This window comes from Hyphomicrobium sp. NDB2Meth4 (assembly GCF_900117445.1).
Taxonomy (GTDB): Bacteria; Pseudomonadota; Alphaproteobacteria; order Rhizobiales; family Hyphomicrobiaceae; genus Hyphomicrobium_A.
In genome coordinates, this window is sequence record NZ_FPEJ01000001.1 from 544008 (window position 1) to 558092 (window position 14085).

Below are 14085 nucleotides of genomic sequence, written 5' to 3' on the forward strand. Positions count from 1 at the left end.
CAATGGGCGTTAAGACAGCAAGCGAGCGTCCAGTCATCAACGCGCATGGCGGAAAAGTGCTGCCCAGCGTCGAGGTCGACAGTTACAACTTGGAGGTAAAAGACGACGACGGCTTCGTTGGCGACAAGGCCAGCCGTGGCGCCTTTCACGAGATGCTCGACAAATGGCGCGAGCCGCTGCGCAAGCTTGGCGCAGATCCCTTGGGCGACACCACCTCCGAACAATTGAGCAAGAAGCAGATCGATAAGCTCCTCGCCGACGGAGACCCCGAAGCCGCAGGCATCGTGCACAGCGCCGTTGAAGAATTTTCCCAGACGCTGTTCTCCGTCATCAAGCGCTTCGTAAAAGTCGCCGCCTGGCGCGACACCGAAGCAATCGTCATCGGCGGCGGCTTCCGCGGCAGTCGTGTCGGGGAGCTCGCCGCAGGCCGCACCGAGGTCCTTCTCAAGGCTGCCGACTATGACATCGAGTTGGAGCTCATCCACAATGATCCCGACGAGGCCGGCCTGATCGGCGCCGCCCACCTGATGCCGTCCTGGATGCTCGAAGGCCACGACGGCATCCTCGCCGTCGATATCGGCGGCACCAACATACGCGTCGGCATCGTTGAGACACGGCTCAAGAAGGCCAAAGATCTCTCCAAGGCAGAAGTGTTCGCGTCCGACCTCTGGCGCCATGGCGACGAGAAAACCAAACGCGACGGCGCCGTCGCCCGGCTGATCGAGATGCTCGCCGAGCACATTGCCATCGCAGAGAAGAAAGATCTGAAACTCGCCCCGGTCGTCGGCATCGGCTGCCCCGGCGTCATCCGCGAAGACGGGTCCATCGAGGCGGGCGCTCAGAACCTGCCCGGCAACTGGGAAAGCAGCCGCTTCAACCTAGCAGATTGCGTCCGCGAGCAGCTACCGCTGATCGGCGGGCATGAGACGCAAGTCGTCATTCACAACGACGCCGTGGTGCAGGGCCTCAGCGAACTGCCCCAGATGCAGGACTATACCCGCTGGGGCGTGCTCACCATCGGCACCGGCCTCGGCAACGCCCGCTTCACAAATCGTCACAAGACGACAGATTGAGTCAGTAGTCCCCGCCCGGACGGTTGACGACCCCAGGATTGCAGGCCACACATACGCCGCTTGGATGGGGCGGGGGCCCGGCTGCCCCAACGGGCTTTTTCATCCAGAATAATTCTAGGGTTGCAGCACGCTGATAGCGCTCACCGCGCATCTGCGTGCTCTCGCCGGTTGTCGGGGTTCGGGGCCATGATCAAGCGCTTTCTAATCGCTCTCATCATAATGAGCGCACTGATTGGCGGCATCGCGTTCTTCAAGCTCGTCTTCATGCCGAAGATGATCCAGGAGTTCCTTAGCTCCCAGGTGCCGCCGCCCGCCACCATTACCGCCGAAGCCGCCAAGACCGAGGAATGGGTCGAACGTCTGCCCGCCATCGGCACGCTGATCGCATCGCAAGGCGTCGAGATCGCCTCGCAGGTCGCCGGCATCGTCACCGGCATCAACTTCGAGAGCGGCCAGGATGTTACCGCTGGCGCCAAGCTTGTGCAGCTCGATATCTCCGTCGAGCAGGCTGATCTGGCTAGCGCCCAGGCCACGCTTCTCGAGGCCGAGGTCGCGTTCAAGCGCGTGTCCGACCTCCTGATCAAATCGGTCGCCTCCGAGGCTAACGTCGATACCGCGCGCGCCAAGCGCGACACTGCCGTTGCCGCCGTAAATCGCATCAAGGCACTGATCGCCCAAAAGGGAATTATTGCACCGTTCGCCGGACGTCTCGGCATCCGCCACGTCGAGCTTGGCCAATATATCTCGCCCGGCCTTGCCATGGTCACGCTGCAGGCGCTCGACCCGATCTGGGTCGACTTCCCCATGCCCGAGCAGAACGTCGGCAAGCTCCGCGTCGGCCAGACCGTCGATCTTACAGTCGACGCCTATCCGGGCCACGTCTTCGCCGGCACGATCACTTCGCTCGACGCCCGCGTGTCGCAGGAGACGCGCACCCTCCTCGTCCGCGGTACATTGCCGAACCCCGATCGCACGCTCCTTCCGGGCATGTTCGCCAACGTGGCCGTGCTCGCGGGCGCACCGAACAGCGTCATTACCGTGCCCCGCACCGCCGTCACTTACAGCCTCTACGGCGACAGCGTTTACGTCCTGAAGCGCAAGGAAGACCAGGCCGCGCCAGCAAAGCCTGAGGACACAATCTACACTGTCGAGCGCCGTTTCATCAAAACGGGTCAGGTACGCGACGAGCGCGTCGCCGTCACCACCGGGCTTGCGGCAGGCGATCAGGTCGTCACCAGCGGCCAGGTGAAGCTCACCAATGGTGCGCTTGTTCGCGTCGACAATTCGCAGGCGCTGGTGCCGCCGGCCACCCGTCCGCTGCAATAGGGACCCGCCATGTCGTTCACCGACATCTTCATTCGCCGGCCCGTTCTCAGCTCCGTCGTCAGCTTGCTCATCCTGCTGGTGGGCCTGAGCGCCGCGTTCAACTTGCAGGTGCGCCAGTACCCCGAGCTGTCGAACACCACGATCACCATCACCACGTCATATCCCGGCGCCAACGCCGACGTGATCAAGGGCTTTATCACCGTTCCCATTCAGCAGGCGGTGGCAAGCGCCGAAGGCATCGACACGCTGACGTCTACGTCACGCCAGAACGTCTCCACCGTCACGCTCAACCTGCGCCTCAACGCCGATCCCGATCGCGCCGTCACCGACGTCCTCTCCAAGGTCAATCAGGTGCGCAGCGTGCTGCCACCGGAATCGATGGACCCGGTGGTCGTAAAGCAGACCGGCGAGTCGACTGCGCTGATGTACCTATCGTTCAACAGCGACGTGCTGTCTGCCTCGCAGATCACCGACTATTTGACCCGCGTGGTGCAGCCAAAGCTGCAGACCGTGAACGGCGTTGCCAATGCCCAGATCCTCGGCGGCCAGACCTTTGCCATGCGCATCTGGCTCAACCCCGAGAAAATGGCCTCGCTCGGCGTCACGCCGCTGCAGGTGCGCACTGCGCTCGCCACCAACAACTTCACCACCGCCGCCGGACAGATCAAGGGCGACTTCGTCGAGACCACTATCAACGCCGAGACCTCGCTTGCCAGCGCGGACGCATTCGGCGAACTGGTTGTGGCCGCCCGCGGTGACGCGCTTGTCCGCCTGCGCGATATCGCGGAAATTTCGCTCGGCGCAGAGGACGTGAATTCCACCTCCGTCTTCGACGGCCTTAAGGCGGTGTTCATCGGCATTTATTCGACGCCAACCGCAAACCCGCTCACCGTCATAGACGACGTGCGCAAGGAGTTTCCGGCCATCGAGGCCGAGCTGCCGCCCGGCATGTCCGCCGCCATCGCCTACGACTCGACTAAGTTCATCGACGCTTCGATCTCCGAAGTCGAAAAGACCCTCATAGAGGCGGCGGTGATCGTCATCGTCGTCATCTTCCTGTTTCTCGGCAGCCTCCGTTCCACGCTCATCCCGATCGTCACCATCCCGCTGTCTCTCATCGGAGTGATGTTTGCGCTGCTCGCGCTCGGCTATTCGATCAACCTGTTGACACTACTGGCCCTCGTGCTCGCCATCGGCCTCGTCGTCGACGACGCCATCGTCGTCGTCGAGAACATTCATCGCCACATCGAGGAAGGGCTGTCGCCCTACGACGCCGCTATTGTGGGCGCGCGCGAGATCGCCGTTCCGGTCATTTCGATGACTATCACCCTTGCCGCCGTGTATGCCCCCATCGGCTTCGTTTCCGGCCTGACCGGCTCACTGTTCCGCGAATTCGCCTTCACGCTCGCCGGCGCGGTGATCGTGTCGGGCATCATCGCCCTGACACTGTCACCGATGATGTGCTCCAAACTGCTCACCAGCGAGCTGTCGGCCGGCGGCTTCGTGCGCTTCCTCGACCGCACCTTCGAACGGCTCAAGAACCGCTACCAGCGTCGCCTCACCCGCACACTGAATTACCGCCCCGTGACGCTCCTCGTTCTGTTCGGCGTCATCATCGCTACCGCGCTCATGTACGCGACCGCGCAGCAGGAGCTGGCTCCCGAAGAGGACCAGGGCATCCTCTTCAATCTCGTCAAGACGCCACCCGCGACCAACATCGACTACACCGAGCAGGTGACGAACCACCTCTACCAGATCTTCAATACCGTTCCCGAGAAGGAGCACGTCTTCGCCATCAACGGTATGGGTGGCGACGTGCATCAGGCCTTCGCCGGCATCCTTTTCAAGCCGTGGGAAGAGCGCAACCGCACGCAAGCGCAGATCCTTCAAGAGCTGCAGCCGAAGGTGAACGGCGTCGCCGGCGCGCAGGTCCTGACCTTCGGTCAGCCATCGCTCCCGGGCTCGACCGGCGGCCCGCCGCTCCAGTTTGTGATCACCACCACCTCTGACTACGAGCAGCTCGCCCAGGTGCTGCAGAAGGTGCAGCAGGAGGCCATGCAGAGCGGCCTCTTCATCTTCGCGGACAGCGACTTGAAGTTCGACACACCGCAGATCGAGGTGAAGATCGACCACGCCAAGGCCAACAGCCTCGGCATCACCATGCAGGACATCGGCGCCTCGCTGGCGACGCTGCTCGGTGGCAACTACGTCAACCGCTTCAACCTCTATGGCCGCAGCTATCAGGTCATTCCGCAGGTGCCGCGCGACTTCCGCCTCCAGCCCGACTGGATCAAGCGCTACCAGGTGAAGACGTCCTCCGGACAGATGGTGCCGCTCTCGACCGTCGTAGATGTGCGCGAGAGCGTGCAGCCGAACGCATTGACCAGCTTCCAACAGTTGAACTCGGCCATGTTGCAGGGTGTGCCATTCCCGGGCCGCACCATTGGCGAGGTCATCACCTTCCTCAAAGCCAAGGCGAAAGAACTCTTTCCCGAAGGCTTCACTTACGACTTCCAGGGCGAAAGCCGCCAGTACGAGCAGGAAGGCAACCGTCTCGTCGTCACCTTCATTTTCGCGCTGGTCGTGATCTACCTAGTGCTCGCTGCCCAGTACGAGAGCTTCCGCGATCCGCTGATCATTCTCATCGCCCTGCCGACGTCGATGTTTGGCGCATTGCTCCCGCTCACGTTCGGCCTCGGCACCATCAACATCTACACCCAGATTGGTCTCGTTACCCTGATTGGCCTCATCTCCAAGCACGGCATCCTGATGGTCGACTACGCCAATCAGTTGCAGATCGAAAAAGGCATGGGTCGCCGCGAGGCCATCGAGGAAGCCGCGGCCATCCGCCTCCGGCCCATCCTGATGACCACGGCCGCCATGGTCATCGCCATGGTGCCGCTGATCTTTGCCTCCGGCGCCGGCGCAGCCTCGCGCTTCGCCATCGGCATCGTCATTGCGTTCGGCATGACCATTGGCACGCTGTTCACGCTGTTCGTCACACCCGCGGTTTACACCTACATCGCGCGTGAGCACCGCCGCGACGCCCACGCCACGCAGGTGATCCACGGCCCAGCCGAATAGCCCCCTCCAGCGTCATCCTCGCGCCTGTACCGAGGACCCATCGCGACGCATAGACCTTCGCTCGAAAGAGAATGCTGAACCTTGGGCCCTCGGCATAAAGCCGAGGGTTGCAGTGGGCGCGGCGCGCGTCTCTACCCGACTGACAGGTCGTAGAGGACCTTGATGTTGAGGGCGATCACCACCACGGCCACGATCACCGCCAGCGCCGTCACCCATCGCGGGGCCACGAGTACGCCCATCTTCCGCTTGTCGGCCGTGAACATCACCAGCGGCACGATTGCAAAGGGCAGCTGCATGCTCAGCACAACCTGACTGAGGATCAGCAGCGAACCTGTGCCGCTTTCGCCATAGAGGATGACACCGATACTCGCCGGGATGAGCGCAAGGCTTCGCGTCGCCAGCCGCCGCAGCCAAGACGGCAGCCGCACGTTGATGAAGCCTTCCATCACCACCTGACCCGACAGCGTCGCCGTCACCGTGGAGTTGAGACCGCAGCACAGCAGCGCCACACCGAACAGCGCTGCAGCCGCCGACGAGCCCAATAGCGGCGCCAGCAGGTGCTGCGCCTGCTCCAGATCGGCAATGCCGCTATGCCCCGCCTTGTGGAACGTCGCCGCCGCCAGGATCAGGATCGACGCATTGACGATCAGCGCCAGCATCAGCGCGATTGAGGAATCAATCGTCGCGAACTTGATCGCCTCGCGCTTCGATTCAATGTCATCCCCGATGGCCCGGGTCTGCACGATCGAGGAGTGCAAATACAGATTGTGCGGCATCACCGTCGCGCCAAGGATGCCCATCGCCAGATACAGCATCTCCGGATTGCGCACGATCTCCACCGTCGGCGCAAAACCCAGGATCACCTGGCGCCAGTCAGGATCGGCCAACGCCACCTGCACTCCGAAGCACGCCGCAATCACCATCAGCGTGCCGACGACGAACGCCTCGATCCAGCGAAACCCGAGGTTCTGCAAATAGAGAATGAGAAACACGTCGAGCGCGGTAATAAACACGCCGATCTCGAGCGGGATACCGAACAGCAGGTTGAGACCGATCGCAGTGCCTATCACCTCGGCCAGATCGGTGGCGCAAATGGCGATCTCCGCCATCACCCACAGCACATTGCTGATCGGTCGTGGAAAAGCATCGCGGCATGCCTGCGCCAGATCGCGTCCCGTGGCGAAGCCCAGCCGCGCGCACAGCGCTTGCAGCAGGATTGCCATCACATTCGACAGCAGCGCAATGCACAGCAGCGTGTAGCCGAACGTCGAGCCACCGGCGAGAGAGGTCGCCCAGTTGCCCGGGTCCATATAGCCGACCGACACGAGGTAACCGGGGCCGAGAAACGCCAGAAGCCGGCGCCATCCCGATCCATGAACGGGAATAGAGCCCCATACCTCGCGTAGCGAAGGTTCACCGCGCTGATTGCGCCAGCCTGGTTCTTTGGAGGCCGCGACCCCACCCCGTGCGCGCGTTACTTCCTGCATTCGCCCAATCTGACCACACCGGCCTCAGTTGCAAATGATTTGCAACTGCAAATATGTTGCCGCGCGAAATAGGAGTCAATGGGTCGCTGTGCTGTGTGTCAGCCCATGCGCATGTAAGTCAGGCTGATCCGGGTCACCGAAGTATACCAGCGCCGACGTCCCAAACGTCTTGGCACGATACATTGCCGCATCTGCATTAGCGAGAACGTCCTCGGCCCTGCGGCAGTCACGCGGGACAAGCACCACGCCAATAGCGACGCCGACGCGGTGTCCGATTCCGTCGACCCAGACGTCATTACGCAACGCATCCAGATACCGGTTTCCCAGCGCCGCTGCGCCCGCTTCATCCACGTCGTCCGCTAGTACCGCGAATTCATCTCCGCCCAGTCGGCCAAGGAGATCCGACGGACGTGACACCCGTTTGAAGCGATCTGCGATCACCCGCAGCACGCAGTCGCCCGCCGCGTGCCCGTACTGATCATTGACCCGCTTGAAGCCGTTGAGATCCATCATGAAGAACGCGCGCGAGCGCCCGTCCGACAGATCGATCGCCTTCAACCGCCCGATCACCGCGCGCCGGTTTGGCAGATCCGTCAGCACGTCGCGAAAGGCCTGATCGCGCAGCTCCTCGATTTCCGCATCCACCTCTGCTTGCCGCTCGGCATCCAGCGCCTGTTCGCGCAACCGGCGGATAACGAAGGCCAAAATGCAAAAGGCCAGCAGCACCGTCAGCCCGATGGCTTCCAGCAGCGTGATCTTTCGCTCTTCGGTGGAAAGCTGGTCTGCGAAATTGAAAAGGTCGAACTCGACCGCCAGCAGCAGCCCGGTGACGAGAACCGCGGTTGCAAGAATGGCGTCCTGGGCGCTTTCACGCGGATTTGCAACGATGGACTGGATCAGAGAGCCCCTCATCGCCCTGAAAACCCCTCTTTAGTCGGACGATCTGACGGCACTCTAGTTCCCATCACCCAACAAAACGTAAAACAAAAATCAGCATTGCCCCCCGGCGACCTGAAGGCTGCATGATGCGCGGCTCACCCGCTTGCCCCTTCGGCGACCCGCCTCGAATCTGATATGGCCTCCTGGTGTCACGCGTCAAAAACCAAACGATGAGAGGCATTTGCGCGTGCCCAACGCGGGGCAAGGCTCGATCCTCGCTCTCTTGATGCTGGCGCTGCTGTGCACGGCCGCGGCGAGCGTATCTGCGCACGCCTACGGTCCCAATATCGCTGATGATTGCTGCACTGACCTGGAGCAGCGCGTGGCTGAATTGGAAGCCACGGTTGCAACCAAAGGCAACCGCACGCTGAAGGTGACCCTGACCGGCCTCGTCAATAACGCCGTCATGTACTGGAACGACGGCGGCGAGGACAACGCCTACGTCGTCACCAATGACAACCAGCGCTCTCGCTTCGCATTCGTCGGCACCGTCGCCATAAGCCCGAACTGGGAAGCCGGATATGCCATCGACATCGGCATCAGAACCGCCAACTCCAAGCTGGTGACGCAGACCGCGGCCGGTGGCTTCGACGAACGCCCGCCGACCGGCTTCGACCTGCGCAGCTCCGTCTGGTTCCTCCGGAACAAGAGATTCGGCTCTGGATACCTGGGCACTGCATTCGCCGCGACCGATCGCATCGCCAGCTCCAACGTCACTCAGACCGAAGCGTTCGACGCCTATTCAGCTCCCGAAAACGCGGGCCTCGGCATGTTTCTCCGTTCCTCGCGCAACGGCGAGATGACGCAAAGCCTTCTGAGCTGGCGGCGCATCATCGGCGCGGGCGGCGATCAGCCCGGCGAAAGCCAGCGCGGCTTCTCGCTGATGAAATACGTGTCCCCGACTTGGAATGGCTTCACGTTCGCAGCAGATTGGGTCGTCACCGACTTTTGGGACGTCGCGCTACGCTACCGCAAGGAGATAGCCGGCTTCGACGTTGCCGCCGGTATCGGCTTCCTGCAGCTGCAGCCAGGATCGCGCACGCGCAGCGTCTGCCCGGCGGCATTCTTCACCCGCGGCGAAGACGCAACCGCATGTCAGCAGGTCCGCGGCTCCGTCAGTGCCAAGCACCTCGATACCGGCCTGTTCGTAAATTTCGGTGCTAACCTCACCAACGACGGCATCGTCGACACCACGGTTCGCTTCGATGGCACTGGCGTCGAACAGCAGGGCTATTTCCTCGCCGGTCAGATCGGCATCGAGCGCCAGTTCAACGCCCTCGGCAAGTCGACGCTCTACGCCAGCTACTACAGCTACAGCGGCGGCGCTCCCACCGTACTGACCGTCGGCCCGGGCGACCCGCTAAATCCGACCGGCTCCGGAGATTGGACGGTCTGGCAATCGAACGTCGACATCTGGGGCGGCGGCATCGCGCAGGGCATCGATAACGCGGCGATGATCGTCTACCTCGCCTACCACCACGTCAGTGGCGATCTCACGTTGCGCCAGCTTCAAAATCGCGTTGCCAGCGGCCCTATCGCCGGTGCGCCCATCGACGATCTCGACCTGCTCCTCGGCGGCGCCCTCATCCGCTTCTGACAGCGTGGGCGATCAATGCATCGCCCACCGGATGACCCGATGCACGAATGCGAGCTTTGTCACGGCTAGATCGGGAATTACGAACGGATAGAAATCGTCATGTCCCATGCTGCGATTGATGTCATTCAGCGCCAGCGTCAAGGGCACCCAGCGCCGGACGAGCGAGTCGAAGCTCTCTGTGCTGTAAACATCAAGTTGCCACGGCGTCCATCCGCTCGCGCCGAACCGTCCCGCGCGCGGCTCGATGCGATGCACCGCCGCCGTATCGAGCGCGTCGACCATGTGCAGGTAATGCGCCCACGTCTCGGCCCAATCCTCCCATGGATGCGCGCTCGCATAAGCCGACACATGGCGCAGTGACCAATCCGTCGGCGGCCCCTGAGCATGATGTCGCTCCAGCGCCGCTCCATAGTGCTCCCGTTCATCGCCGAACAGTTCGCGAAAGCGACTGATCTCTCGCGTGCCGTCGATCAGCAGCATCCAATAGTAATGACCGCTCTCGTGACGTAGATGCCCGAGTAGCGAGCGGTACGTCTCGGCCATCGCCTTGCGCTGACGCTCACGCTCCACTGCATCCGCTTCACCGACAGCGATCGTGATCACCCCATCGAGGTGTCCGGTGAGCGCGTCATTGACGAAATCGAAGTTGAGCGGGGCTTTTCCAACCGCAGCGCCATCGAGCGGCAGCCCCAGCCGCAACAGCGAATAGATGAGCCGCTTCTTCGCGCGCTCGAACTCACCCCACGCGAACACATTTGCCGGATCGGAAAGATCAGGAATGGTGCGGTTCAGTTCGCACGCGGTGCAGTACTGCGAAGGCGAGTCCGCCGGCACCAGCCAGTTGCAAACACCCTGCCCGGTATTGGCGCAGTAGCGCAGGTAGCGCGCACCTGCACCTTTCCGGTAGTCGCGGTAAAGGCCATCCCCTTCATCAGTGAGAGCGCGGATCTCCAGCTTGTCGGAACGGAAGCCCAGCGGATGTCCGCAGCGCAAACACTGAACATTCTCGAAATAGACAGTGTTGCCGCAGGCTCCGCACTTGAAAGTTTTCACCCGATTCCCAACCCCCGAATTTCCGCCCCTGCCTTCTGTAGCGCGATCCCCCGCAGCATCCACCCGTTATCGAATGCCTAACTTTAGTGCATCCCGCACAATCGAGTGGCAATGCCTGTTCTTCGTGCGCAACGAAAGTTGTTCTATGTTCAGTCGCTGCACCGCACAAAGGCACTCCTTACTGAACGGGTACTGATGCCAATCCATGTCGCTCTGACGCACCGGACCGCTTATCACTATGACCGCGTGATCGGAATGGGCCCGCAGGTGGTCCGGCTTCGACCGGCACCCCACTGCCGCACGCCGATCATCAGCTATTCGCTCAACATCGAGCCCAAGCTTCACTTTCTCAACTGGCAACAGGATCCGTTCGCCAATTACTGCGCACGTCTGGTCCTGCCCGAGAAGACCGACCGCTTCGTCGTCACCGTCGACCTCGTGGCCGACATGGCGGTCATCAACCCGTTCGACTTCTTCGTCGAGGAAAGCGCGCGCGACTGGCCGTTCTCCTACGACCCCGACCTCAAGAAGGAGCTGACGCCGTACTTGATGCCCGATCCCGCCGGGCCCCTCGTGCGAAAGTTTCTCTCCGGCATGCCGACCCACAAGATGGGGACCGTCGACTTCCTCATCGAGGTCAATCGTAGGCTTCACTCCGGCGTCCAATACTGCGTACGTCTCGAACCCGGCATCCAGACGCCCGAGGAGACGCTCACCAAAGCGTCCGGCTCATGCCGCGACTCGGCCTGGCTGCTTGTTCAGCTTCTGCGCAACATCGGCTTCGCCGCGCGCTTCGTTTCCGGCTACCTCATCCAGCTTCGCCCTGACGTGAAGCCCGTCGACGGCGGCGCCGCTGGTGCCACCGCGGACTTCACTGACCTTCACGCCTGGACGGAAGTTTACGTTCCTGGCGCCGGCTGGATCGGCCTTGATCCGACTTCCGGCCTTCTCGCGGGCGAGGGTCACATTCCGCTCGCAGCAACGCCCCAGCCGTCGAGCGCCGCGCCCATCAGCGGCGGCCACGAACCGGCGGAAGTCGAATTCGACTTCGAAATGCGCGTCGAGCGCATTCTTGAAACCCCGCGCGTCACGCTCCCCTACAGCGAAGAAACCTGGCAGCAGATCATCGCGGCCGGCGACGCCGTCGACACGCGCCTCGACAGCGCCGACGTGCGCCTGAGCATGGGCGGCGAGCCGACCTTCGTCTCGATCGACGACATGGAGGGTGACGAATGGAAGACAGCCGCCGTCGGCCCGACCAAGCGCGCCTACGCGGAAGATCTGATCCGCCGCTTGCGCAACCGCTTTGCGCCCGGAGGCCTCCTGCAATACGGTCAGGGCAAATGGTACCCCGGTGAGCAGCTACCGCGGTGGGCCTTCGCTCTTTATTGGCGCCGCGATCAGGAGCCCTTGTGGGCCGACGAAAAGCTCATCGATCGCGAGAGCAAACCTGCCAAAGCGACGATCGAGGACGCTGGCAAGCTCATGGCAGCGCTGTGCACCCAGCTCGGCGTCCCCGCCGATAGCGGCATCGCAGCCTTTGAAGATCCCGGCTACTACGCCCTCGTCGAGCAGAAGTTGCCGATCAACGTCACGCCCGCTGAAAACAAGCTGCAGGATCCCGAGGAGCGCGCGCGCATCGTTCGCGTGTTCGAGCGTGGCCTGGACAAGCCAGTCAGTTACGTTCTGCCGGTGCAGGTCTGGCACTCGCCCGATCTAGGACGCCGCTGGGTCACGGAACGTTGGGGCCTGCGCCGCAACAAGCTCTATCTCGTGCCGGGAGACTCGCCGGCCGGCTTCCGCCTGCCCATGAACTCGCTGCCCGCGCTACCTGCTGTCGACTTCCCGCACGTGCTCCCGCGAGATCCTTTCAGCGACATGCCCCCGCTGCCCGAGCGCGAAATCCTCATCCAGCAGCGCAAGGCTGTGACGCTGCGCCCAGCTCCGGTGCCTCCGCCACTCGGCCCCAGCGAGATCTATGGCTCCGTGCGCACAGCCCTCGCCATCGAACCGCGTGACGGACACCTGTGCGTGTTCCTACCGCCGGTATCGGACGCCCTCGATTTCGCCGCCCTCACCGCCGCGATCGAGGAAGCCGCCGCCGCCACGAATCTGCCGGTGCACATCGAAGGCTATTCACCGCCGAACGACCCGCGCATCAACGTCATCAAGGTCACGCCCGACCCCGGCGTGATCGAGGTCAACATCCATCCGGCCACCAGCTGGAAGGAAGTCGTGGCCATCACCTCTGCCGTCTACGAGGAAGCCCACCAGACGCGCCTGGGCACCGACAAGTACCAGCTCGACGGACGCCACACCGGCACCGGCGGCGGCAACCACATCGTCATGGGCGGCATCACGCCGGCTGACAGCCCGTTCCTGCGCCGCCCCGACCTTCTCGCCTCCATCGTCGCCTATTGGCAGAACCATCCCTCGCTTTCGTATCTGTTCTCCGGCCTGTTCATCGGCGCGACCAGCCAGGCCCCGCGCCTCGACGAAGCGCGCTTTGAATCGCTTTACGAACTCGAGATTGCTCTGAAGCAGGTGCCCGACCCCGCTTACGGCAGCATCCCGCCGTGGCTCGTAGACCGCATCTTCCGCCACCTGCTCGTCGACGTCACCGGCAACACCCACCGCGCCGAAATCTGCATCGACAAGCTTTACTCACCCGACGGCCCCACCGGCCGCCTTGGCCTCGTCGAGTTCCGCTCTTTTGAGATGCCCCCGCACGCGCGCATGAGCATCGTGCAGCAACTCCTGATGCGATCCTTCATCGCCATGTTCTGGGACAAGCCCTACCGCGGCAAGGTCGCGCGTTGGGGCACCGCGCTACAGGATCGCTTCATGCTCCCGCACTTCCTGTGGGCGGACTTCTCCGAGGTTATCGGCGACTTGAAGAACGCCGGTATTCCCATCGAACTCGATTGGTTCAAGCCGCACTACGAATTCCGCTTCCCGCTCATCGGTGAGGTCGACGCCTACGGCATAAACGTCGAGCTGCGTCAGGCTCTCGAGCCCTGGCACGTCCTCGGCGAGGAAAGCACCGCCGGTGGAACGGCCCGCTTCGTCGACAACTCGCTCGACCGCCTGCAGGTGAAGGTGCAGGATGGCGCCAACGGCCGCTTTGCAGTCACCTGCAATCTGCGCGGCCTACCGCTCACGTCCACCGGCACCTTCGGCGAAAAGGTCGCTGGCGTTCGCTATCGCGGCTGGGCACCCGCCTCCTGCCTGCATCCGACCATCGCTCCGCACGTCCCGCTCGTGTTTGACATCATCGACACATGGACGGGCCGCTCTGTCGGCGGCTGCCGATATCACTCGACCCACCCCGGGGGCCGCAACTTCGAGGTTTCCCCAATCAACGCCTACGAGGCCGAGGGGCGCCGCCTGGCGCGTTTCGAGCGCCTGGGACACACCCCGGGTCGCGCCTCGCCGGCCCCGGCGGAGATCAATCCCGACTACCCGATGACGCTGGACCTCAGAACCTGAACCGCAATGCACCGCGGAACACGGCTGGGCGCAACAG

8 protein-coding genes are annotated in these 14085 nt (G+C 62.8%); 5 read left to right on the forward strand and 3 right to left on the reverse strand.

Features of this window, described 5'->3' with window-relative positions; all coding sequences use genetic code 11:
- Nucleotides 1–2: 2 nt before the first annotated feature.
- The 3 genes from NDB2M4_RS02555 to NDB2M4_RS02565 all read left to right on the forward strand — a co-directional run bounded on the left by NDB2M4_RS02555 (nt 3) and on the right by NDB2M4_RS02565 (nt 5483).
- The gene (locus tag NDB2M4_RS02555) at nt 3–1073 is read left to right on the forward strand and encodes an ROK family protein (protein WP_072369657.1); all 1071 of its coding nucleotides are present in this window, start codon (nt 3–5) and stop codon (nt 1071–1073) included.
- A 186-nt stretch (nt 1074–1259) separates the two neighbouring features.
- The gene (locus NDB2M4_RS02560) at nt 1260–2399 is read left to right on the forward strand and encodes an efflux RND transporter periplasmic adaptor subunit (RefSeq protein ID WP_072371686.1); all 1140 of its coding nucleotides are present in this window, start codon (nt 1260–1262) and stop codon (nt 2397–2399) included.
- 9 nt (nt 2400–2408) lie between these two features.
- Nucleotides 2409–5483, forward strand: a complete 3075-nt coding sequence (locus NDB2M4_RS02565; RefSeq protein ID WP_072369660.1) for a MexW/MexI family multidrug efflux RND transporter permease subunit — start codon at nt 2409–2411, stop codon at nt 5481–5483.
- 131 nt (nt 5484–5614) lie between these two features.
- On the opposite strand, the gene NDB2M4_RS02570 is transcribed toward NDB2M4_RS02565, so the two are convergent.
- Entirely contained in the window at nt 5615–6970 is a 1356-nt protein-coding gene (locus NDB2M4_RS02570; protein WP_072369663.1) for an Nramp family divalent metal transporter, read from the reverse strand.
- Between the two features lie 75 nt (nt 6971–7045).
- A complete protein-coding gene (locus NDB2M4_RS02575) occupies nt 7046–7882 on the reverse strand; it encodes a GGDEF domain-containing protein (RefSeq protein ID WP_072369666.1) in 837 nt (278 codons plus the stop codon).
- A 208-nt stretch (nt 7883–8090) separates the two neighbouring features.
- On the opposite strand from NDB2M4_RS02575, the gene NDB2M4_RS02580 reads away from it, so the two are divergent.
- Complete coding sequence (locus NDB2M4_RS02580) at nt 8091–9506, forward strand: hypothetical protein (RefSeq protein WP_139247065.1); 1416 nt, start codon at nt 8091–8093, stop codon at nt 9504–9506.
- Nucleotides 9507–9518: 12 nt separating this feature from the next.
- Here NDB2M4_RS02580 and NDB2M4_RS02585 read toward each other — a convergent pair whose 3' ends face one another.
- Nucleotides 9519–10559, reverse strand: a complete 1041-nt coding sequence (locus NDB2M4_RS02585; RefSeq protein WP_072369669.1) for a zinc-binding metallopeptidase family protein — start codon at nt 10557–10559, stop codon at nt 9519–9521.
- Between the two features lie 195 nt (nt 10560–10754).
- Between NDB2M4_RS02585 and NDB2M4_RS02590 the strand changes: the two genes are divergently transcribed.
- The gene (locus NDB2M4_RS02590; protein WP_072371691.1) at nt 10755–14048 is read left to right on the forward strand and encodes a transglutaminase family protein; all 3294 of its coding nucleotides are present in this window, start codon (nt 10755–10757) and stop codon (nt 14046–14048) included.
- Nucleotides 14049–14085 lie beyond the last annotated feature (37 nt).